Source organism: Microlunatus spumicola (genome assembly GCF_039536445.1).
Taxonomy (GTDB): Bacteria; Actinomycetota; Actinomycetes; order Propionibacteriales; family Propionibacteriaceae; genus Microlunatus; species Microlunatus spumicola.
The window spans coordinates 1-21,831 of record NZ_BAAAYR010000002.1 but is presented as its reverse complement, the minus strand read 5'-3'; the positions used below and the strand labels follow the sequence as shown (position 1 = coordinate 21,831).

16 protein-coding genes are annotated in these 21,831 nt (G+C 73.9%); 11 read left to right on the top strand and 5 right to left on the bottom strand.

Going from position 1 to position 21,831, the window contains the following annotated elements; all coding sequences use genetic code 11:
• The first annotated feature begins 38 nt into the window (after positions 1-38).
• The gene (locus ABD665_RS09070; protein ID WP_204910947.1) at positions 39-3,449 is read left to right on the top strand and encodes a response regulator; all 3,411 of its coding nucleotides are present in this window, start codon (positions 39-41) and stop codon (positions 3,447-3,449) included.
• Positions 3,446-4,045 (top strand): pyruvoyl-dependent arginine decarboxylase, encoded by a 600-nt coding sequence (locus ABD665_RS09065; protein WP_204910948.1) that lies wholly within the window; start codon positions 3,446-3,448, stop codon positions 4,043-4,045. The genes ABD665_RS09070 and ABD665_RS09065 overlap by 4 nt, the downstream gene beginning before the upstream one ends.
• 51 nt (positions 4,046-4,096) lie before the next feature.
• On the opposite strand, the gene ABD665_RS09060 is transcribed toward ABD665_RS09065, so the two are convergent.
• Positions 4,097-5,422: a hypothetical protein gene (locus tag ABD665_RS09060; RefSeq protein ID WP_204910949.1), complete on the bottom strand. Its 1,326-nt coding sequence runs from the start codon at positions 5,420-5,422 to the stop codon at positions 4,097-4,099.
• A 161-nt stretch (positions 5,423-5,583) separates the two neighbouring features.
• Here ABD665_RS09060 and ABD665_RS09055 point away from each other — a divergent pair, with 161 nt between their 5' ends.
• From ABD665_RS09055 to ABD665_RS09045, 3 genes are read left to right on the top strand one after another with little or no spacing between them, the layout of a single operon-like run.
• Positions 5,584-6,660, top strand: a complete 1,077-nt coding sequence (locus tag ABD665_RS09055) for a hypothetical protein (RefSeq protein WP_204910950.1) — start codon at positions 5,584-5,586, stop codon at positions 6,658-6,660.
• On the top strand, positions 6,657-7,598 hold the full coding sequence (locus ABD665_RS09050) for an ATP-binding cassette domain-containing protein (protein ID WP_204910951.1): 942 nt from the start codon (positions 6,657-6,659) through the stop codon (positions 7,596-7,598). Before ABD665_RS09055 ends, ABD665_RS09050 begins: the two co-directional genes overlap by 4 nt.
• The gene (locus ABD665_RS09045; RefSeq protein ID WP_204910952.1) at positions 7,595-8,407 is read left to right on the top strand and encodes an ABC transporter permease; all 813 of its coding nucleotides are present in this window, start codon (positions 7,595-7,597) and stop codon (positions 8,405-8,407) included. The genes ABD665_RS09050 and ABD665_RS09045 overlap by 4 nt, the downstream gene beginning before the upstream one ends.
• Positions 8,408-8,493: 86 nt before the next feature.
• Here the strand turns inward: ABD665_RS09045 and ABD665_RS09040 are convergent, their stop codons facing one another.
• From ABD665_RS09040 to ABD665_RS09025, 4 genes are all read right to left on the bottom strand, one after another.
• On the bottom strand, positions 8,494-9,279 hold the full coding sequence (locus ABD665_RS09040) for an alpha/beta fold hydrolase (protein ID WP_204910953.1): 786 nt from the start codon (positions 9,277-9,279) through the stop codon (positions 8,494-8,496).
• 225 nt (positions 9,280-9,504) lie between these two features.
• Positions 9,505-11,202 carry an alkaline phosphatase family protein gene (locus ABD665_RS09035; RefSeq protein ID WP_204910954.1) on the bottom strand — a complete coding sequence of 566 codons (1,698 nt, stop codon included), beginning with the start codon at positions 11,200-11,202 and terminating at the stop codon, positions 9,505-9,507.
• Between the two features lie 285 nt (positions 11,203-11,487).
• Positions 11,488-13,188 carry a catalase gene (locus ABD665_RS09030; RefSeq protein WP_344742008.1) on the bottom strand — a complete coding sequence of 567 codons (1,701 nt, stop codon included), beginning with the start codon at positions 13,186-13,188 and terminating at the stop codon, positions 11,488-11,490.
• Between the two features lie 68 nt (positions 13,189-13,256).
• Positions 13,257-14,153, bottom strand: a complete 897-nt coding sequence (locus ABD665_RS09025) for a glycosyltransferase (RefSeq protein WP_204910956.1) — start codon at positions 14,151-14,153, stop codon at positions 13,257-13,259.
• Between the two features lie 66 nt (positions 14,154-14,219).
• Between ABD665_RS09025 and ABD665_RS09020 the strand changes: the two genes are divergently transcribed.
• The 6 genes from ABD665_RS09020 (at position 14,220) to ABD665_RS08995 (ending at position 21,690) form a co-directional block, all read left to right on the top strand.
• A complete protein-coding gene (locus ABD665_RS09020; protein WP_204910957.1) occupies positions 14,220-15,413 on the top strand; it encodes a glycosyltransferase in 1,194 nt (397 codons plus the stop codon).
• The gene (locus tag ABD665_RS09015; protein WP_204910958.1) at positions 15,410-16,507 is read left to right on the top strand and encodes a glycosyltransferase family 9 protein; all 1,098 of its coding nucleotides are present in this window, start codon (positions 15,410-15,412) and stop codon (positions 16,505-16,507) included. The genes ABD665_RS09020 and ABD665_RS09015 overlap by 4 nt, the downstream gene beginning before the upstream one ends.
• Positions 16,500-17,024 carry a MarR family transcriptional regulator gene (locus tag ABD665_RS09010; RefSeq protein ID WP_204910959.1) on the top strand — a complete coding sequence of 175 codons (525 nt, stop codon included), beginning with the start codon at positions 16,500-16,502 and terminating at the stop codon, positions 17,022-17,024. Before ABD665_RS09015 ends, ABD665_RS09010 begins: the two co-directional genes overlap by 8 nt.
• 161 nt (positions 17,025-17,185) lie before the next feature.
• Positions 17,186-18,088, top strand: a complete 903-nt coding sequence (locus tag ABD665_RS09005; RefSeq protein WP_204910960.1) for an alcohol dehydrogenase catalytic domain-containing protein — start codon at positions 17,186-17,188, stop codon at positions 18,086-18,088.
• Between the two features lie 78 nt (positions 18,089-18,166).
• On the top strand, positions 18,167-20,641 hold the full coding sequence (locus tag ABD665_RS09000; protein WP_344742001.1) for a phosphoketolase family protein: 2,475 nt from the start codon (positions 18,167-18,169) through the stop codon (positions 20,639-20,641).
• Between the two features lie 329 nt (positions 20,642-20,970).
• Positions 20,971-21,690 carry a hypothetical protein gene (locus tag ABD665_RS08995; RefSeq protein ID WP_204910961.1) on the top strand — a complete coding sequence of 240 codons (720 nt, stop codon included), beginning with the start codon at positions 20,971-20,973 and terminating at the stop codon, positions 21,688-21,690.
• The last annotated feature ends 141 nt before the right edge of the window (positions 21,691-21,831 follow it).

The window sequence follows — 21,831 nt, the reverse complement described above, 5'->3', positions numbered from 1 at the left end:
TTCTCCGAGATCCCCACCTGCGCCTCCGGCCGGTCCGCGTGACCGCCGTCGCCGCCCGTCCCGTGGTCCTGCCGCGCGCGGCCTCCGCGAGCTGGCTGCCCGTCGTCGCCCAGCTCGCCGCCTGGGTCGTCGTGGCCGTCGTGGTCGGGCTCTACCTCCAGGGCGGTCCGCCCGAGAGCGGGCAGCGCCTCCTGGTCGGCAACGTCGCGCTGCTCGTCGCGATGGTCTTCGGCGTCGGCTGCTGCGTGCTGGCCGCCCGGCGGCCGGCCCCCGACCGCCGCGCCTGGGTGATGATCTCGGTCGCCCTGGGCCTCGGGGCGCTCGGCCAGGTGCTGTTCACCCTGGCGATCGCCCAGGGCGCCCCGCCGAAGCCGTCACCGCTCACGGACACCCTCAGCTACCTCGGCTACTCCCTGCCGCTGCTGGTCGCGCTCTTCCTCTTCCCCCGCCCCCCGGAGCGGCTGATCTCGCGCTTCCGCGGGGTCGTCGACGCGGTCGTCATCACCACGGCCGTGCTGCTGGTCAGCGAGGGCACCGTCCTGGGCGTGCTGCGGCGGACCATGGACCTGTCGTCGCCCGGCGGCCTGGCCACCCTGGCCTACCCGGTCGCCGACGTCGCGATCTGCGCGGTCGTCCTCACGCTCGGCATGCGGCAGGCTCCCGCCGACCGGCTCGTCTGGTTCTGCATGGGGACCGGCCTGCTGAGCCTGGCGGTCACCGACAGTGTCTACGTGCGGCTGCTCGCCGACGGCGTCAGCGGCGCCACCGGCACCCCGCTGGTGCTCGGCTGGGTCGCCGCCCCGGTGCTGATCGGGCTGGCGTCCCAGACCGCCGGCCACCAGGAGGCCCGCCGGCACTGGAACCTCGACCTCGCCTCGCAGCTGGTGCCGTACGTGCCGGTGCTCGGCGCCGCCGTCGTGCTGACGCTGCGGCCCTTCAGCCAGGACCCCTTCCTGCTCCTGAGCGGGGTCCTGCTGCTGGTCACGGTCGCGGGCCGGCAGGTCATGATCGTCTACGAGAACCTCACCCTCACCCGTGACCTCGAGCGGAAGGTCGACGAGCGGACGGCCGAGCTCGCGACGGTGGGCTCGATCGTCACCTCCTCCCGCGACGCCGTCGTCGGCTGGAACCTGGACCGCACCGTCTCCGCCTGGAACCCGGCCGCGGAGGAGCTCTTCGGCCACCGCGCGGTCGACGTGATCGGCCGGACCGCGGACTTCCTCCCGGCGCCGGTCCAGCAGATCCTCGGGGCGATGCTCGAGTCGGCCGCGCGCGGGGAGGAGCTGCCGAGCATCGAGGACGAGTGGGTCCGCCCCGACGGCACGTCCGTCCCGATCGCCATGACCGTCTCGCCGGTCCGGAGCGCGTGCGGAGAGGTCATCGGCATCTCGTTCTCGGCGCAGGACATCACCGAGCGCAAGCGGGAGGCCGAGATCCTCGAGCAGGCCCGCCAGGAGGCGCTCCAGTCGTCGCGGGTCAAGTCCGAGTTCCTGGCGACCATGAGCCACGAGATCCGCACCCCGATGAACGGCGTGATCGGGCTCGTGTCGCTCCTCATCGACACCGACCTCGACGCCCAGCAGCGCGACTACGCCGAGGGCGTCCACCACGCGGGCCAGGCGCTGCTCGACGTGATCAACGACATCCTCGACTTCTCCAAGCTCGAGGCGGGCAAGCTCGTCCTCGACTCCGACGACTTCGACCTGCGCCGCCTCGTGGAGGAGGTCGGCGACCTGCTCGCGCCCGCCGCGTACGCGAAGGGTCTCGAGCTGCTCGTCGACTTCGACCCTGCCGCGGTGCGCTCGGTGCGCGGCGACCACGTCCGGGTGCGCCAGGTCCTGCTGAACCTCGCCTCGAACGCGGTGAAGTTCACCTCCGAGGGCGAGGTGCAGATCAAGGTCACGAGCGCGCCGGCCGCCGGCGACCTCGTCGGCCTGCACGTCGAGGTCGTCGACACCGGCATCGGCATCGCCGAGGCCGACCAGCCCCGGGTCTTCGAGTCCTTCTCGCAGGCGGACGCGTCCACGACGCGCCGCTACGGCGGGACCGGCCTGGGCCTGGCCATCACCCGGCGGCTGGTGGAGGCGATGGACGGCGACCTCGGCGTCCGCAGCACGCCGGGCGTCGGGAGCACCTTCTGGTTCGACCTGCGGCTCCCGCGCGCGCAGTCCCCGGCGCAGCTGGTGCCCGACCTGCCGGCCGCCGGCGCGCTGCCGCCCCGGCTCCGGGCGCTCGTCGTCGACGACAACGCGACCAACCGGACGATCCTCACCGCGCAGCTCAGCTCCTGGGGCGTCACCGTCGACGTCGTGGACGGGGCGGCCTCCGCCCTGGCCGCCCTGCGGACCGCCCGGGCCTCGCGGCGGCGCTACGACTTCGCGATCCTCGACATGCTGATGCCCGACGTGGACGGCCTGGAGCTCGCCCGGCTGGTCAGCGAGAACCCGGCCACCGTCGGACTGCCGATGATCATGCTCAGCTCGGCCCCGCGGCTGCCGCAGCAGGCGCTGCAGGAGGTCGGGGTGGCGCGCTGGCTCAACAAGCCCGTCCGCGCCGCCGCCCTCTACGACGCCGTCGTGCGGCTGGTCGCGGACCACGGCCGGCGGACGGACGAGGCGGAGCCCGAGCGGCGCCGCGCGCTCGTGGCGGCCCCGGAACCCCGGGGCGAGCGCGGCCGGGTGCTCGTCGTGGAGGACAACGAGCTCAACCAGCTCGTGGCCCGCGGCATGGTCGAGCGCCTCGGCTTCACGACCGACGTCGCCCGCAACGGGGTGGAGGCGCTCGAGGCGCTCGCGGCCTCGACCTACGCTGTCGTGCTGATGGACTGCCACATGCCCGTGATGGACGGCTTCGCCGCCACGGAACGGATCCGCGAGGTCGAGCGCGGCCGTACCAGGACCCCCGTCGTGGCCCTGACGGCCAGCGCGCTCGTGTCCGACCGGGAGCGCTGCCTGGGGGCGGGGATGGACGACTACGTGGCGAAGCCGATCGACCCCGACGCGCTCGCCTCGGTGCTGGACCGCTGGGCGCCCGCGGTCCGCACGACCGGGGCCTCCGGCGGCTCGGGCGGTCCCGAGCTGTCGGTCGTCCGCGACGGCGGCCACATCGACGCCGGGCAGATCGAGGGTCTCGCCGAGCTCCGTACGGCGGATGGCTCGAGCCTGCTCGCCACGTTCATCGCGTCGTTCACGCGCCGGGCGGGCAACCGGCTCGACACCATCCGCGACTGCGCCGCCCGCGCCGACGACGAGGCGCTCGCCATGGCCGCGCACGAGCTGAAGGGCTCGGCCGCCACCATCGGCGCCGTCCGGGTCGCCGCCCTGTGCGGCGAGCTGGAGCACGGCGGTTCGCGGGTGGTGCGGCTGCGGCCGGGCGTCCTCGACGACCTGGCCACCGAGCTCGAGCTGGCCGTGCACGAGCTCGACGCCATCGCGGGCCGGGCCGCGTGAGCGCGGCTCCCACCGCCGCGTCCCTCCCCGGCGCGTCCCGCTCGCCCGCGGACCGGCCGCCCGGCGCCGGCCTCGTCCCGCTCCGGCTGCCCGTGCTCGGGGCGACGGCGTCGGCGCGGACCCGGCTCGCCGCGTTCCACCGCGCGCTCGTCGCCGTGGGGCTCGGGCACTACAACCTCGTCCGGCTGTCCAGCGTCATCCCGCCGGGCACCGACGTCGGGCCCGGCCGGTCCGACCAGGGCCCGGCCCTGCCCGCGCGCTGGCACGGCCCGCGGCCCGACGGGTTCGTCGACGGCTTCCACGGCGACCGGGTCTACTGCGTCTACGCCGAGCACGGCACCGACGTGCCCGGCGAGGAGGTCTGGGCCGGCGTCGGCTGGGTGCAGCGGGTCGACGGCCAGGGCGGCTACTTCGTGGAGCACCACGGGGCGACCGCCGACGAGGTGCGCCTCGAGATCCGGACGAGCCTCGCCGACATGACCGAGGACGAGGTGCCCGCCTTCGGGCCCGTGGAGTGGGTGCTCGAGGGGGTCCGCTGCGAGCGCGACCCCGTGTGCGCGCTGGTCGTCGTCCCGTACGCCGCCGTCGGCTGGTAGCCCCTCCCCGGCGGGAGCCGGCGTCAGGGGGCGGGCGTCAGGCGGCGGGCATCACGTGGGGCGCGGCGCCACGTCGTGGACGAGCCAGACGTTCGGCTCGAGGTAGGTCCCGACCCCGTCCGCGATCACGAGCGGCGCGAGGGCGCCGGGCACCACGTACGACCCCGGACCCGGCAGCGGGTCCTCGATCCAGGTGCGCCAGTCCTCGACCGTGCCCGAGATGGTCATCGACACGGGTGCGACGCCCATCAGCCGCGCCCCGAGGCGCAGGTGCGTGCGGACCCACGGGTCGAACGCCTCGCCCTCCGGCGTGCGCCACGTCAGGAACTCCGCCATGTCGACGAGCGGGTAGTGCTCCTTGAGCACCGGCCGGACGGGGGCGATGAGGGCGCGGCCGCCGGCCCGCGCGGTGGCGTCGGCGAGCGCCTCGATGAACCGCACCGCGAGCCCGCGGCGGGCGGCGTCGGGGGCCACGGTGATCGACAGCGCGGACGCGGCGTCGGGGGTGCCGCCGGTGCGGCGGAGCTCAGCGGCGCGGCTGACCGCGTCGTCCCAGCCCGACGGCAGCCCCTCGGGCGTGCCGTCCCAGGTGAGCGGCAGCGAGGAGGCGACGCCCCGCACCCGGTCGTCGGCGTCGACCGCGAGCAGCTGGTGCTCGGGGAAGGCCTGCACCAGGTCCTCGAGGTCCTCGTCGTGGCCGGGCTGGCCGGCCAGCATGAAGACGGGCCACCGCGACTGCAGCAGCGCGCCGATCTCGCCGACGAGGTCCGGCCGTTCGGCCAGCGTCACGATCCGCAGGTCGTCCACCGCCGCCTGGGGTGCGACGACGGGCTCGGCGGGGAGCCGCCCGTGGCGGTAGTCCGCCACGCTGTAGGTCTGCGTGTCCAGCCCGGAGACGGTGCTGCGCGGCCCGAAGAGCCAGCCGGTCCAGCGGCCGATCCCGTGCTCGTCGTTGTAGGCGCAGGTGTCGAAGCCCACGACGCCCCGGGTCGACTCCAGCTGGTGCTTGACCTCGGACGCCATCAGCAGCAGCGCCTGCGAGCGGCGCCGGTCGGGGTCGACGAGGGTGTAGCCGAGGTAGAACAGCGCGTCGCGACCGGCGGCGTCGGGGAAGCGGGACCAGAAGTAGGACGGGTTGACCCACGGGACCGCGCTGAGGTCACGGGTCAGGGTGGTGAGCCCGACCGGCACGCCGTCGTCGTCGCGGACGAGCAGCTTGAGGATCCGCCCGTCCGCCATCTCGCCGTCGAACTCGTCGCGGGTGAGGACGTGGCGGGCGGCCGCCCGGGTGACCAGAGGGGCCATGGCCCGCAGGTAGAGGGGGTGCAGGATGTCGAGATCAGCACCGCCGACCTCGGTCTCGACGTGGACCTGCACGCCTCGAACTGTAAGCGCTTGCGTGGCTGCCCACGCCCGCCGACCCGCAGCTGAGTCCGCCGTCACGCCAGGAGGCTGCTGCGGTCGCCCGTCCGGGTGCGCCGCAGCCGGGACATCGTTGTCCAGCAGCCCCCTAGGCGTCCCCACGTACGGTGGCGCGCGTGAGGCGCTGGCTCGTGGTGGTGCTCGCCGCCGTGCTGCTCGTGAGCCTCCCGGTCGCCGTCCGGCACCGGCCCGGGGGTGGTCCTCCGACCCGGCCGACCGCCGAGCTGCTGGCCCGGGTCCAGGGTTCCGGCGACGTCGGCTGGTCCGGCCGGGCGACCAGCCGGGGCTCGCTCGCCCTGCCGAGCAGCGACTCCTTCGCCACCCTCGGCCAGCTGCTCGGCGAGCAGGTCGACCTCCGGGCGTGGTGGCGGAGCCCGCGCAGCTGGCGCGTCGACCGGATCCGCAGCACCGGCGAGACCGACACGTTCCGTGACGGTGGCGGGCAGGTGCGCTGGATCTTCGAGTCGGAGCGGGCGACGTTCTCGCCGGTCTCCCGGATCCGCCTCCCCGACGCCGTCGACGTGCTGCCCGCCACCCTCGGCCGGGACCTCTTCCAGGGCGCCCGGCTCGACGAGCTCACCGCGCTGGCCGGCCGACGGGTCGCCGGCGTGGACGCCGTCGGGCTCACGCTGCACCCCTCCGGGACCGAGACGACCGTCGACCACGTCGACCTGTGGTTCGAGCCGGCCACGGGGCTCCCGCTCCGGGTCGACCTCTACGCGAAGGGCGCGGACCTGCCGGTGCTCACCACCGCCTTCACCGACCTCACGCTCGACGCGCCCGACCCGGACGCCGTGCGCTTCTCGGCGCCCGCCGGCGTCACGCTCGCCTACGAGGAGTCGACCGACGTGGCCGCCGCCGCCAACGCGCTCGAGCAGCTCGACCTGCCGGTCAGCGTCGCGGGCCTGGCGACCCGCGACGGCCGTGACCCCGGTGCGGTCGGCGTCTACGGGCGCGGGCCCACGACCATGATCGTCTTCCCGCTCCGCGGGTCGGTCGCGCGCCCGCTGCGCGAGCAGCTGGACCGCAACGCCGGCACCACCCAGACCGCGGCGGGGACCCTCGCGCCGATCGGCCCGATCACCGTGCTGCTGACCCGGCTGCCGGGACGCGGCGGCGGGTTCCTGCTGGCCGGGACCGTCACGCCCGAGACGCTGACCGCGGCGGCGGCCGACCTGCAGGAGCAGCCGTGAGCGACCGGCCGGTGATCCGTACCCGTGCGCTGACCAAGCGCTACGGCGAGCTGCGGGCCGTGGACGCCGTCGACCTCGAGGTCGGCGAGGGCGACGTCTACGGCTTCCTCGGGGCCAACGGCTCCGGCAAGACCACGACCGTCCGGATGCTGCTCGGGCTGGTGCTGCCGACCGCCGGCGAGGTCGAGGTGCTCGGGGAGCCGATGCCGGCATCCCGGTCGACGGTGCTGCCGCAGGTCGGCGCGCTGGTCGAGGGCCCGGGGGCGTACGACCACCTGTCCGGCCGGCTGAACCTCTCCCTGCTCGACGCGGCGGGGCCCGACGCGCTGCCGCGGGCGGAACGGCGCCGGCGCATCGACGAGGTGCTCGAGCAGGTCGGGCTGGACCCCCGTGACCGGCGGCCGGTGCGGTCCTACTCGCTCGGCATGCGGCAGCGGCTCGGGCTCGGCTCCGCGCTGCTGCGGCGGCCCCGGCTGCTCGTGCTCGACGAGCCGACCAACGGGCTGGACCCGCAGGGCATCAGTGAGATCCGCACGCTGCTGCTGGCCCTGAACGCCGCGGGCACGACGATCTTCCTCTCCAGCCACCTGCTGGCCGAGATCGAGCAGATGTGCACGACGGTCGGTGTCCTGGACCGCGGCCGGCTGGTCCTGCAGGAGCGCCTCGACACCCTGCTCCGCCCGACCGGCCTCGTCGAGGTGCACAGCCCCGACGCCCGTTCGGCCGCGATGCTCCTCGGCGAGGCCGTGGTCGAGGTGGCCGGCGAGCGGCTGCTGGTCCGCGCCGACGACGCGGCCGGGCTCAACCGGCACCTGGTCGGCGCCGGCGTCCGGGTCGCGCGGCTCGGCCCGTACGAGCGCGACCTCGAGCAGGTCGTGCTCGAGGCGAGCCACGTCGAGCCGCCCGTCCCCTCGAACCGCGTGGAGGTGCTGACGTGATCCGGGTCGAGCTGGTCAAGCTGGTCCTGCGGCCGCGGACCTGGGTGATCCTGGGCATGCTCGTGGCCCTGCCGACCCTCGTCGCCGTGCTGCTGGCCGTCACCGACATCGCGCCGGGTCCGGGCGAGGGTCCGCCGTTCCTGTCGGCCGTGCTGAGCGACGGCACCCTCTTCCCGCTCGCGGCGCTCGGCGTCGTGCTGCCGCTGTTCCTGCCCATCGCCGTCTCGGTGCTCGGCGGCGACGCCGTGGCCGGCGAGGTCCAGTCCGGCACCCTGCGCTACCTGCTCGTCCGGCCCGCGAGCCGGCTCCGGCTGCTCGTGGCCAAGCTCGTGACGGTCGTCGCGTTCGTGGTCATCGCCGTGATCGTCGTCGCCGTCGTCGCGTACGTGGAGGGCCGGCTGCTGCTCGGTACGGCCCCCGCGGCGGGGACCGTCAGCCTCAGCGGCTCCACGCTCACCCCGACCCAGCTCGCCTGGCGCACCGCCCTCGCGCTGGCGTACATGGTCGTCTGCATGCTCGGCGTGGCCGCGGTCGCGCTGTTCCTGTCGACGGTCAGCAGCTCCGCGATCGGCGCGGCCCTCGGCACGGTCGGCGTCCTCATCGCCTCCACCGTGCTGCTCGGCCTGGACGCCGCGCAGGCGCTGCACCCCTACCTGCCGACGCGCTACTGGCTCGCGTTCGTGGACCTGTTCCGTGATCCCGTCCTCTGGGACGACGTGGTGCGCGGGACGCTCGTCCAGCTCGGCTACCTCGTCGTGTTCAGCCTCGCCGCCTGGGCGAACTTCGCGACGTCCGACGTGGACGACTAGGTCGATGCTGGGATCGATGCGTATCTGACCGGGCAGACGCGGTCGGATCCGCATCGTTGTGTCGGTGTTGGCGCCGGCCTCGGGCCTCAGCCGCAGGTGGGGGCGGGTGCGGTCGGCGGGGCGACGCCGAGGACGGTGCTGAGGGCGGCCAGCACGACCGGGTCGCCGGGCAGGCCTCCGTGGGGCGTGGTCGCGGAGGGGCAGAGGTCCTGGACGCGGAGGTTCAGCGCGCCGTCGAGGGCGGCCGAGGCGGTCGGGGTCACCACCTGGTCGGCGTCGGAGCGCACCGTGGCCCACAGCGGCCCGTCGGGGGTCTCGTCGCCGGCGTTGAGGCGGCGGAGGAGCGCGCTGTCGGGCAGGAGCTGCTCGCAGGCCTCGGGACACCCGCCCGCGACCTCGGCCCCGAGCGCGGCCACGCTCGTCCCGTGCTGCGGCGAACCGAGCGTGAGCACGCGGCGGGTCTGCGCGTCGCCGCCGTGGTCCCGGACCCAGAGCCGGACGACGACCCCGCCGGCCGAGTAGCCGACCACGTCCACGGAACCCGCCCCGCTGGTCCGCAGCACGTCGTCCGCCACGTCGGCCAGGTGCTCCGCCTGCGCGTCGAGGTCGCCCGTGCCGTCCCCGGGCGGGCTGACGACGGTGACCGCCCGGCCCTGCGCCCGCAGCGCGGCCGCGAGCGGGTCGAGCGAGGCCGTACGCCCGCCGTAGCCGGGCACGAGCAGCACCGGGCCCGGCCGGTCCTGCGGGACCGGGCCGGCCTGCGACACCGACCGGACCACCGCCGCCGCGACGAGCGCGAGCACGAGGACCCCCACGGCGACCACGACGCCGAGCACGAGCCGCCGCCGTTGCGGCGAGAGGGCGTCGAGCACGGGAACTCCTGCGGCCTGGGACGGGCGGCCAGGCTAGCCGCGCCGCCGAGCCCCACCCCTCGCTCTCGTTCGAGGGTCCTGTTCCGGAGGCCGGTCGCACCTGTCCCCGGTCTTCCACGTAAACGTGAAAGACCGGTACTCACCACGGCAGATCTGCCGTGGTGAGTACGGGAGTTTCACGTAAACGTGAAACTCCGCGGACAGGTGGGACGAGCGGCACCAGCCTCAGCCGCGGCCCCTGCGAACCGCTGCGCGCAGGTCCGCCACCCGGGTGTCCCGGATGCCGACGGGCGCGAGGTCGAGGCTGCGCTCGAGGGTGCGGATGATCGACGTCGTGTCGTAGACGCTGTGGTCCACCCCGGACCGCCGCATCCGGGAGGACAGCACGAGGGTCGGGATCCGGGTGCCGGGTCCGAAGGCGTCGTAGGCACCCTTCGTCGGGCTGCCCGCTCCGGGCGGCGGGACGTGGTCCCACTGCCCACCGAACTCGTCGTACGTCACGATCACCAACGTGTCGTCGGCCTCCGGCCCGCTCTGCACGGCCTTCAGCAGGTCGACGAGGTGGTCGCTGCCCGTGCTGGCGCTGGCGTAGCCCGGGTGCTCGTTCTCGGAGCCGTACGGCTTGACGAAGCTCACGGTCGGCAGGTTGCCGATCGCTGCGGCGTTCAGGAAGTCGCGCTCGTCCTGCAGGTGGGCACGACCGGGCTCGCCCTTCGCGTAGTCGGCGAAGTAGTTGAAGGGCTGGTGGTGGTACTGGAAGAGCTCACCCGGGTGGCCGGCCTCGGCGTCGTCCCAGCCGCCCGCGTACCAGGCCCAGCTGACTCCCTCTGCACTCATGCGGTCGCCGATGTTGGGGTAGGTCCGGTCGTCGATCGGCGGGATCCCCGGGTCGCCCTCCTCGAACGGCGCGTTCGCGGGCTGGACCGTGTTGACCGCGAACCTGCCGCAGGCGTGGGCCTCGTCGGCGACCGTCGCGGGGTCGGGGCACGCCACGGTCAGCTGTCCGTTGACCACGTCCGGCCTCGTCGGTGTGTACTGGTCGTACGTGCTCGGCATCCCGTTGGCGTCGACGACCGTGGCCTTCGGCTCGGTCAGCCCTTGCGGCAGGTGCCCGAGGGGATCCGCAACGGGTGCGCGTCCCGCGACCAGCCACTGGTGGTTGAGGAACGACCCACCGTTGGCACCCTGGAAGAAGTGGTCGGCGACGACGTAGTGCGGCGCTCCGGGGGAGTGCAGGTAGGTGTAGATCGGCAGCTGCTTCGTGTCGTAGTAGCCCATCGCGAGCCCTACGGCGTCGGAACCCGTCACGTAGCGGTCCTGCCGGCCGCCGTGGATCTGGTACTTCTCCTGGTAGAAGCGGTGCACCAGGTCACGGGTGCACCCACCCGGGCGGCCCGTGCCCTTGAGGGTGCCCTTGCCCGAGGAGACGCCCGGTTCGGGGCAGGTCGTGTCGGTCGGCCTGATGAGGTCGTCGATCGAGAACGGGCGGTTGGTGAAGGCGCTCGGCGCCGGGAGCCGCGGGTCGGTGCAGGTGCCCGGGAGCGGCGGCGACGTGAGGTTCACGTCGTTCTGCGGGAGGCAGGCGTACGGCGTCCCGTCCTGCCGCACCTGGACGGTGTGCGCGGGGTCGGCCTTGGACAGGCCCTCGACGCGGTTCTTGCCGACCTTGCCCCAGCGGCCGTACAGGTTGTCGAAGCTGTGGTTCTCCTGGTAGATCACGACCAGGTGCTCGTAGCCGAGGACCTTCGGCGTCCCGCGGTGGACCCGGCCCGGCGGGGCGGGCGCCGCCTGCGCCACGGCGTCGAGCGGGCCGGCGTGCGCCGGCAGGGCTGCCGCATGGGCGGGGAGCGTCCCGAGCCCGGCGGCCGAGCTGGTCAGCAGGAGCGTGGAGGCCCAGAGCCCCAGGGTCCGACGAGCGCTCATCGTGTGTTCCTTCCGCGAGACCGACCTTCCGGGTCTAGCAGAGGAGCGACGACCGTCACCAGGACCTTTGGTGGAGCCCGGGCGGGCCTTGAGTCCCTGGACACGGGCACGATCCCGGAACCGTCGCGAGCGGCAGACCGGTCCCACCTGTCCCCGGTCTTTCACGTGAACGTGAAAGACCGGTACTCACCACGGCAGATCTGCCGTGGTGAGTACGGGAGTTTCACGTAAACGTGAAACTCCACGGACAGGTGGGACGAGCGTCCGTGCGGCGGGGAGCGCGGCCTAGGTCAGCGACACGTGCTCGTTCGGGACGCAGTGGGTCATCACCAGACCCGTCACGTCGCGCGGGCCGTTCTTGCCCAGGTTCGCCGCGCGCTCGAGCTCGGCCTCGGTCAGCGTCTGGGTCTGCAGCGGCTCGAGCCCGCGGACGTCGTCCGCCGTGATGCCCAGGCCCTCGCCGACGCGGCGGCCGAGCTCGTCCTCGGCCATGAACAGGTGCCAGACCATCCGCTCCTGAATGTGCCGGTCGCACTGCGACAGCGCGTCGACGAAGTTCGTCACCAGGTCGTCCTGCTCCCACGGCTCGCTCAGCAGGTAGCGCTGGCCGGCCTGGGTGTAGTCGTCGGTCCGCGGGATCCGCTTGCGGGTGACGCGCCCGGCGATCTCCGGGCCCTGCTCGTCGTGCGTCGGGTAGGCGTCCTCGCGGAGCCCGCCGAGGGTCGACGGCTCGTAGTTGACGTGCGGGTTCTGGCCCTCGCCGAGGTCCACCCCGTACGCCATCTGCCCGTCGCGCTGGTTGGTCGCGACGCGCGTCTTCGGCGCGTTCACGCCGAGCTGAAGGTAGTTCGGGCCGACCCGGTAGCGCTGGGTGTCGGAGTAGCTGAACGTCCGCCCGACCAGCATCTTGTCGTCGGAGAAGTCGAGCCCGTCGACGAGCACGCCCGTGCCGAACGCGATCTGCTCGCTCTGCAGGAAGAAGTTGTCCGGCACCCGGTTCAGGGTCATGGTGCCGACCTTGCGCAGCGGGAAGTCGTTCTCCGGCCACACCTTCGTGTCGTCCAGCGGGTCGAAGTCGAGCTCGGGGTGCTCGTCGTCGCTCATCAGCTGCACGTGCAGCTCCCACGACGGGTGGTCGCCGTTCTCGATCGCCGAGTAGAGGTCCTTGGTGTGGACGCCGAGATCCTGGCTCTGCGCGACGGCGGCGTCGGCCGCGGTCCAGGACTTCACGCCCTGCTTCGGCAGCCAGTGGTACTTCACGAGCCGGGTCTCGCCGGCCTCGTTGACCCACTTGTACGTGTTCACGCCGAAGCCCTGCATGGTCCGGTAGCTCGCCGGCAGCCCGCGCGGGCTGAACACCAGGCTGAACATGTGGATCGACTCGGGCGTCTGGCTCGCGAAGTCGAACACCCGGTTGGCGACCTGCCGGTCGAAGGTCACGGGGTCCGGCTTCTGCGAGTGGATGAAGTCGGGGAACTTGATCGCGTCCCGGATGAAGAAGACGCCGAGGTTGTTGCCGACGAGGTCCCAGTTGCCGTCCTCGGTGTAGAACTTCACCGCGAACCCCCGCGGGTCGCGCGCGGCCTCGGAGGAGTCCCGGCCGCCGGCGACGGTGGAGAAGCGCACCGCGACCTCGGTCTCCTTCCCGGCCTGCTGGAAGAGCTTCGCGCGGGTGTACCTCGAGACCGGCTCGTCGCCCACGGTCCCGTCGGCCACGAACACGCCGAACGCGGTGGCGCCGCGCGCGTGCACGACGCGCTCCGGGATGCGCTCGCGGTCGAAGTGGCTGATCTTCTCGAGGAACTGGTAGTTCTCCAGCGTCGCGGGCCCGCGGGCTCCGACGGTGCGCTGGTTCTGGTTGTCGTAGACCGGGTGGCCCTGCCGGTTGGTCAGGACCGGACGGTCCTCCTCGCCTGCAGCAGGTCCCTGGCTGGCGACGTCGGTCACGCTGATCTCCTTCTCGCTGGTCTGGTTGAGCTGGGTCACGGCGCCGCCGGACGGTGCCGCACCTCCCCCACCCATACCCGGACCGGCGGACGGATCACGCTCCCGGCTCAGTCTTCGAGCACCGCCGCGTACGCGTCGACCGAGCGGTCCTCGATCGAGGTCGGCAGCTCGAGGTGCCAGGCGCCGGACGGCAGCAGCCCCGCCCCGCCGGCGGTCTCGGCGACCTGGAGCTGGGTGACGACGTCCTCGCCGCGCAGGTTGGGCGGGAGGTCGGCCCAGAACCCGAACCCGCCGACGTCGCGCAGGGCGTCCGCGCGGAACAGCACGCAGCCGGCGACCCAGGCGACCTTGTACGCCGCCCACCCGCGCGCGTCGAGCGCGCCGGGCGGCAGCCGGTCCAGCAGGTGCTGCACGTTGGCGGCGTTGTGCAGCCGCCAGCGCTCCCACCCGGGGTCGCCCTTGCGGATCCGCTCGGGCTCGACCTTCCCGCCCGGCCACAGCTCGAACGTCTCCAGCTCGTGCGGCCGCACGTCGTCCAGGTAGGACGCCGCCGCGTGGGCCATCCCGACGAAGCCGCAGCCCAGCACGTCCATGGCCTCGATCAGCTGGCGGAGCACCCACCGCTCCAGCAGCACGTCGTCGTCGAGCATCAGCACGTACGTCCGCTCGGCCCGGTCGAGCAGGTGCTGGCGCTGCTCGGTGACCCCGCGCCCCGGGCCCTGGCGGTGGTCGACCTCGACCTCCCAGCCCCGCAGCCGCATGACGCGGAGGAGGCTGGCGATCTCGGGCTGCTCGGCCGAGCTCGACCCCGGCGTCTGGTCGGCGAGCACCAGCCGGGCCGACAGGTCCTGCGACAGCAGCCCGGCGAGCGTGACCGCCAGGGCCGACGCCCGGTCGCGGGTCGGGATGAGCACGTCGAGGTCGTCGCGGTGCGGCACGGCCCCGAGCCGCGCGGACGCCGCCGCGGTGCGGTTCGGGGACGAGGCAGGATCGGGGGCCGGCACGCCGCGCATCGTGGCACGCCGGACGGGTCGGACGGTGCGCGTCCGACCGGCGAGGAGGGGAGTTCGGTGCGGGTCGCCCTGGTCTGCGGGACGTACGCCCCCGAGCGCGACGGGGTCGCCGACTACGTGCGGCGCCTGGCCGACGAGCTCAGGACCGGCGACCCGGGGACGGACGTCGTGGTCGCGGCCCGCGACGACCCCGAGGCCTCGCTGCCGGACGGGGCCGTCGCCGTCACCCCGACCTGGTCGCTGCGCGACCTGCCTCGCGCCGCCCGCGCGCTCGACGCCCTGGGGGCCGACGTCGTGCACGTGCAGTGGGCCCCGTCGGCGTACGGCTGGTCCGGCGCGGTCGGCTGGTTGCCGGCGCTGCTGCGGACGCCGGTGGTGACGACGCTGCACGAGTACGGCTGGTGGGGCTGGCCGCGCTGGGTGCCGGGACCCGCCTGGCCGCTGCTGGAACGCGGCGGCCGGCTCGACCGGGAGAGCGGGCTGCTCGGCCCGCGGAGCCGGGCGCTGGTGGTGACGAACGAGGGCCACGCGGACGTCGTGCGCACCCGGCTGCAACGCGAGCCCACTCTCATCCCGATCGGGCCGAACGTCCCTGGACCGGGGGCCGACGCCGCGGGCGCACGGCACCGCGTACGACGCCGCCTCGGTCTGGCCGACGGGGTCCCGCTGCTGGTGTTTTTCGGGTTCGTGCACCCGGTCAAGGGCGTGCGCGAGCTGATCGACGCGACCGCGCTGCTGCGCGACGCCGGGGTGGACGTGCACGTGGAGGTGGCGGGCGGGTTCGCGTCGCTCGCGCTGCCGGGGGAGGAGGCCCGCTCGTTCCGGGCCGAGGTCGAGCGGCGCGTCGCCGACCGCGGCGTCGGCGACCGGGTCCACCTGACGGGCTGGGTGGACGGGACGGAGGTGTCGGAGCTGCTGTCGGCGGCGGACGCGGTCGTGCTCCCGTTCACCGCGGGGGTGACGACGAAGAGCGGCTCGCTGCTCGCGGCGCTGGAGCACGGCGCGCCCGTGCTGGCCACGGTGGCCGACGTCCGCGACCCCGCGCTCGTCGACGGCGTGACCGTCCTCGACGTCGACGCGCGCCGCGACCCGCCCGCCATCGCGGCGGCGATCCGCCGGCTGCTCGACGCCCCCGGGCTGGCGGCGACGGTGGGCCGGGGCGGGCAGGAGCTCGCGGGCCGGCGCGGCTGGCCGGGCATCGCCGCGATGCACCGGGCGGTCTACGCCTCCGCGCTCGGGGCCCGCGCATGAGCACGGTCCGGCGGATCCTCGTCGTCGAGCTGCTCGGCGGGTTCGGTGACGTGCTGCTCGTCCTGCCCGCGGTGCACGCGCTGGCCCGCAGCCACCCCGCCGCGGAGCTGACCGTCCTGACCTTCACGCCGGGGGACGTCCTGCTCGCCCACGACCCGCTCGTCGCCCGGGTCGTCGCCACCGGCGACCACGCCGACGGGGCACCGCGCCGGGCGGTCGAGGCGGAGCTGGACGCGGCCGCCGGCGAGGGACGGCCCTACGACCTCGTCGTCACCACGACGACCTACGACGGCATCGGCGATTTCTGCGCGGCGCGGGTGCCGCGCGCGGTGACGAACCTCTGGCGGAACCCGCCCGCCGACGAGCGCATCGACCGGCGGTTCCTGCGGCTGCTCGTCGCCGACGGCGTCGTCGACGCGGCGTACCTTGACGAACCCCTCGAGGTCACCCTCACCGCTCCCGAGCTCGCTGCCGCCCGGTCGCGGCTCAGCTTTCCGCCGTCCGACCACCGGGGAGGCGGTCAGGCGGAGGAAAGCTCTCCGGTCGTCCTGGTGCCCGGGTCGGGAATGCGGGTGAAGGAGTGGCCGGCCGAGTGGTGGGCCGAGCTGGCCGCCCGGGCCGCCGCCGCGGGGCGACCGGTCCTCACCGTGGGAGCGGCGGGCAGCACGCCCGTCCCCGGAACCGCCCTGCTCCCGCCCGGCAACCTCCGCGAGCTCGCCGCGAACCTCGCCGTCGTCGGCGAGCACGGCGGCGTCGTCGTGGGGGGCGACACCGGCCCGGTCCGGCTCGCGACGGCGGTGGGCGCGTACGCGGTCGGGCTGTTCGGCCCCACCGTCACCGGCCGCTACGGCCTGGACCCGCGGGCGGGGACCTCCCTGCAGGGGCTGCCCGGCTGCGAGGTCCGTCGCCCGCTCGCGATCACCGAGCAGGAGTGCTGGTGGTCGGCGCGCTGCCCGCTGACCGGCGGCGACCCCGCGTGCCTGGCCGACCTGGGCGTCGATGCGGTGGCGCTCGCGGTGCTCGGGAGAGGATCGGGCCAGCCGGTGCGCCCGACCGGTCCTCCTCCAGGATCCCGGAAGCTCCCCCATGCGTGAGACACCAGCAGACGTCCCCCTGCACCCCGACTCGCCCTTCGCGCTGCTCGAGCCGGTCGAGCGGGCGGCCTGGTTCTCCTACATGCGGCTGCAGCTGCGGCTGCGCTACGAGCTGAACCGCCAGCTCCAGACCGACAGCGGGGTCTCGCTGGCCGACTTCGACGTGCTCGTCGCCCTGACCAGCGACCCGGACAGCGTCATGGGGGTGTCCGCCCTGGCCGCGCGGATCGGGTGGGAGCGCTCGCGGCTGTCCCACCACCTCAAGCGGATGGCCGACCGTGGGCTGGTCGTGCTCGCGGTCGCGGCGACCGACCGCCGGGTGCGCGAGGTGCGGCTCGCGCCGGAGGGAGCCCAGGTGCTGCGCGACGCGACGCCCGCGCACATCGACCTCGTCCGGGCCATGTTCACCTCGTCGCTCGACGCCGACGGCCTGGCCACGCTGACCGCCGCGCTCGACCGCGTCTACGAGTCGGTGATCGCCCAGGGCACGTTGCCGCGCCCGGTCGACCACCCCTGACCGAGGCTCCGGATAGGGACGGCCACCAGCACCTCTGGCCGGATAGGTGACACATCACCTATCCTGAGCCACGTGGGCGAGTGCCGCCCGTCTGCTCACGCGAGGAGAATCCCGATGCCCGTCCCCACCCCCTGCCCGACGCAGCCGACGGCCGGTCGCTGATGCGCGCCGCGGTCCTCACCGCCTTCGGTGGTCCCGACATGCTCGGGTGGGCCGACGTCGACGACCCGGAGCCCGGTCCGGGGGAGATCCGGATCCAGGTCCGCGGCGCGGGGGTCGGGCCCACCGACCTCCACCTCCGGTCGGGGCAGCTGGCGGGCGTCTTCGGGATCACCCCGCCGGTGGTCCTCGGCTTCGAGGCGGCGGGGACGGTCGACGCGCTCGGTGCCGGCACCACGGGCGTCGCGGTCGGCGACGACGTCGCCGTGCTGCTGCCGGCCCTCGGCGGCTACGCGGAACGGGCCGTCGCCAGCGTCTGGGTGCGCAAGCCGGCCTCCGTCGCCTGGGACGCCGCCGCCGCGCTGCCGGCCTCGGCCGAGGCCGCGGTGGGCGTGCTGCGCCAGCTCGGGGCCCGGGACGGCGAGCACCTCGTCGTCCTCGGGGCCGGCGGTTCCGTGGGCCTGATCGCGGTCCAGCTGGCGCTCGCCGCCGGCCTGCGGGTCTCGGCGGTCGCGGGGGACCACGACCAGGAGCTGCTGACCTCGCTCGGCGCGACCTTCGTGGCGAAGGGCGCCTCCCTCGAGGCGTCCCTCTCCTCCGCGGGCCGGGTCGACGCCGTCCTCGACGCCGCCGGGGCCGGCGGCCTCGACGCTGCCGTACGGCTCGCCGGCGGCCCGGAGCGCGTGGTCACGCTCGTGGACCCGACCGCCGCCGCGCTCGGCGTGCGCCTCTCGCAGCCGGGTCCCGACCGGGCGCCGGACGCTCTGGACGTGACGATGCCGATGCTGGCGTCGGGTGCCCTGCGGCTCAAGCCCCGGACGACCGTCCCGCTCGCCGAGGCCTCGCGTGCGCACGCGCTGCTGGAGTCCTCGGGTCAGCACCCGAAGATCGTGCTGACGGCCTGACCGGCACGCCCCGAGACGTCGCCGGGGGTTCACCCGCCCGCCCCCGGCGCAACCGCCGAAGAGCCCTAACGTGAGTCCATGACGCAGCTGGCGAGCATGGGCGGCGACACCGCCTCGGACAACGAGTCGGCCGGGGGCGGCCCCACGGTCCCGCCCACGCCGTACGAGCTGGGCACCCCCGAGGGTGTGCTGGACGCCGACGAGCTGCGCGTGGTCGACGCCTGGTGGCGGGCCGCGAACTACCTCGCCGTCGGCCAGATCTACCTCATGGCCAACCCGCTGCTCCGCGAACCGCTGCAGGCCGAGCACGTCAAGCCGCGTCTGCTCGGCCACTTCGGCACCGTGCCCGGGCTCAACCTCGCGTACGCCCACGCCAACCGGGCGATCAAGGCCCGCGACCTCGACGCCGTGTTCGTCGCGGGTCCCGGCCACGGCGGCCCCGGCCCGAACGCCTGCGCCTGGCTCGAGGGCACCTACTCCGAGCTCTACAGCCACATCACCCAGGACGAGCGGGGGATGGAGGCGTTCTTCCACCAGTTCTCGTTCCCGGGCGGCGTCCCCAGCCACTGCGCGCCCGAGACGCCGGGGTCGTTCCACGAGGGCGGCGAGCTCGGCTACTCGCTGCTGCACGCGTACGGCGCCGCGCTCGACAACCCGGACCTGACCGTCTTCTGCGTCGTCGGCGACGGCGAGGCGGAGACCGGTCCGCTGGCGACCAGCTGGCACGCGGCCAAGTTCATCGACCCGGCGCGGGACGGCGCCGTGCTGCCGATCCTGGCCCTCAACGAGTTCAAGATCGCCAACCCGACGATCCTCGCCCGCATCCCCGAGAGCGAGCTGCTCGAGCTCATGCGCGGGTACGGCTACGACCCGCACGTCGTCTCCGGCGACGACCCGGGGACCGTGCACCAGGCGTACGCACAGACGCTCGACACCTGCCTCGACAAGATCAACGCCATCCAGCAGCAGGCGCGCGGCGCGGCGCAGGCGCCCGGGCCGGACGGCGCGGGCACCGCCTGGCCCATGATCATCATGCGCACGCCGAAGGGCTGGACCTGCCCGCCGGAGGTCGACGGCCAGCGGGTCGAGGGAACGTTCCGGGCGCACCAGGTGCCGCTGCCCGGCGCCCGCACCGACGGCACGCACCGCGCGGTGCTCGAGCAGTGGATGAAGACCTACCGCCCGGAGGAGCTCTTCGACGAGCACGGCCGGCCCGTCCCGGAGCTGCTGGACCTGCCGCCGCGGGGCACCCGGCGGATGAGCGACAACCCCGTCGCCAACGGCGGAAGCCTCCTGCGGGACCTGCAGCTGCCCGACTGGCGCGCGTACGGCGTCGAGGTCGACAACCCGGGCACGCGGTCGCACGAGGCCACCCGGGTGCTCGGCGCCTGGCTGCGCGACGTCACGCAGGCCAACCCGACGAGCTTCCTGACCATGGCGCCCGACGAGCTCGCCAGCAACCGGCTCCAGGACATCCTCGACGTGACGGGGCGGAAGTGGGAGGTCGAGGTCGGGCCGGACGACGAACGCCTCGACCGCTCGGGCCGCGTCGTCGAGGTGCTGTCGGAGCACATCTGCGAGGGGCTGCTGGAGGGCTACCTGCTGAGCGGGCGGCACGGCGCGTTCACCTGCTACGAGGCGTTCATCCACATCGTCGACTCGATGTTCAACCAGCACGCGAAGTGGCTGCAGGCCAGCGCGCAGGTGTCGTGGCGGCGCCCGATCGCGAGCCTCAACTACCTGCTCAGCTCGCACGTGTGGCGGCAGGACCACAACGGCTTCACCCACCAGGACCCGGGCTTCCTCGACGTCGTGCTCAACAAGGACCCGTCGATCGTGCGGATCTACCTGCCGCCGGACGCGAACACGCTGCTGTCGACCTTCGACCACTGCCTGCGGTCGCGGCACTACGTGAACGTGGTCGTCGCGGGCAAGCAGCCGCAGTTCGACTACCTGTCGGTGGAGGACGCGGCCCTGCACTGCGCGCGCGGCGCCGGGATCTGGGACTGGGCCAGCAACAAGGACGACCTCAACACGCTGCCCGACGTCGTCCTCGCAGCCGCCGGCGAGATCCCCACGCTGGAGGTGCTGGCCGCCGCCGCGATCCTGCGCGAGCGGCTGCCCGACCTGCGCGTGCGCGTGGTCAACGTCGTCGACCTGATGCGGCTGCTGCCGGAGGACGAGCACCCGCACGGGCTCGCGGACCGGGAGTTCGACACGCTCTTCACCGCCACCCAGCCGGTGATCTTCGCCTTCCACGGCTACCCGTGGCTCGTGCACCGCCTCACCTATCGCCGGGCCAACCACAGCCAGTTCCACGTGCGCGGCTACAAGGAGCGCGGCACGACGACGACCCCGTTCGACATGGTCATGCTGAACGACCTCGACCGCTTCCACCTGGTCATGGACGTCATCGACCGCGTCCCGACCCTCGGCGCCAGCTGCGCCGGCCTCCGCCAGGAGATGGCCGACGCCCGCCTCCGCGCCCGCACCTACACCCGCGAGCACGGCATCGACGACCCGGCCGTCTCCAGCTGGACCTGGCCGAGCTGAGTTCGCCCGCCCGTCGTACTGCGGCTCCGGGGGTTCGTCGGCTTTGCTGGCCTGGGGGCTCGTCCGTCGCGCCCCAGGACTTTCACGTAAACGTGAAAGTCCCGTACTGACCACGGCAGATCTGCCGTGGTCAGTACCCGGGTTTCACGTAAACGTGAAAGTCCTGAGGTGCTGCGGACCCGCTGGAGTGCTTCGTCGGCCTAAGCGTTGCTGAGGGCGGCAGAAAACTTCTCCACAGGCCGGTGGACAACTCCTCGATCGCCCTCGAGGCGGTCCGTGATCATGGTCCACTGCTCGCGACCACCGCCCCTGCGCGCCGAAGGACCGACGTGAGCAACGAGACCGCAGCCACCGAACACTCGCCGGAGACCGGCATCCCGGGCCCGGGCTTCGTGCCCCCGGCCCAGCCCGCGACCGGGCCCGCCGCGTACGGAGCGCAGCCCGTCCAGCCGGCCGGTCCCGCTTCGCCGGAGGCCGGACAGGCGCCGCCGGCGTACGCGGGTCAGCCGGTCCCGGCGCCCGCCGCGTACGGGCAGCCGCCGGCGCAGCCGGGGGAGCAGGAGCAGCACTGGACCTCCGAGGGCCTGGTCTCGACCCCCGTGCTCCCGCCCGAGCGGGTCGGGCACGGCGCGCTGCTCGCGCTGGTCGCCATCCCCGTCGGCGTGGTGCTGTCCGCGCTGATCTGGAAGCTGGGGTTCGTCGCGTCGCTCTCGGGCGTCGTCGTGGCGGCGGGCGCGTCGGTGCTCTACGCCCGCGGTTCCGGCGGCCGGATCAAGAAGGGCATCCCCGTGATCGCCCTGATCGTCGCGGTCGGCATCGCCGGGAGCTTCTTCGCCGCCGTGGCCGTCGACCTCTACGACGTGTTCCCTCAGCTCGACCCCGAGATCTCGTCCTCGTACGCCGGCCGCGGTGCCTTCGTCGCGGACAACCTCTTCTACGGCCCGGTGCTCAAGGAGTACTCGCGGACGATCTTCCTGTTCGTGCTGTTCGGCGTCCTGGGCGGCTTCGGCACGATCGTCCGGCTCCTCCGCATGAACGCCTCGCTCTAGCCGTCCCTCGCGTCCCAGGACTTTCACGTTTACGTGAAAGACCCCTGCTGACCACGGCAGATCTGCCGTGGTGAGTACCGGACTTTCACGGTCAGATCTCGTGATCGTTGCAACGCCTGCCGAGGAGGGGTGGCAGGTGAC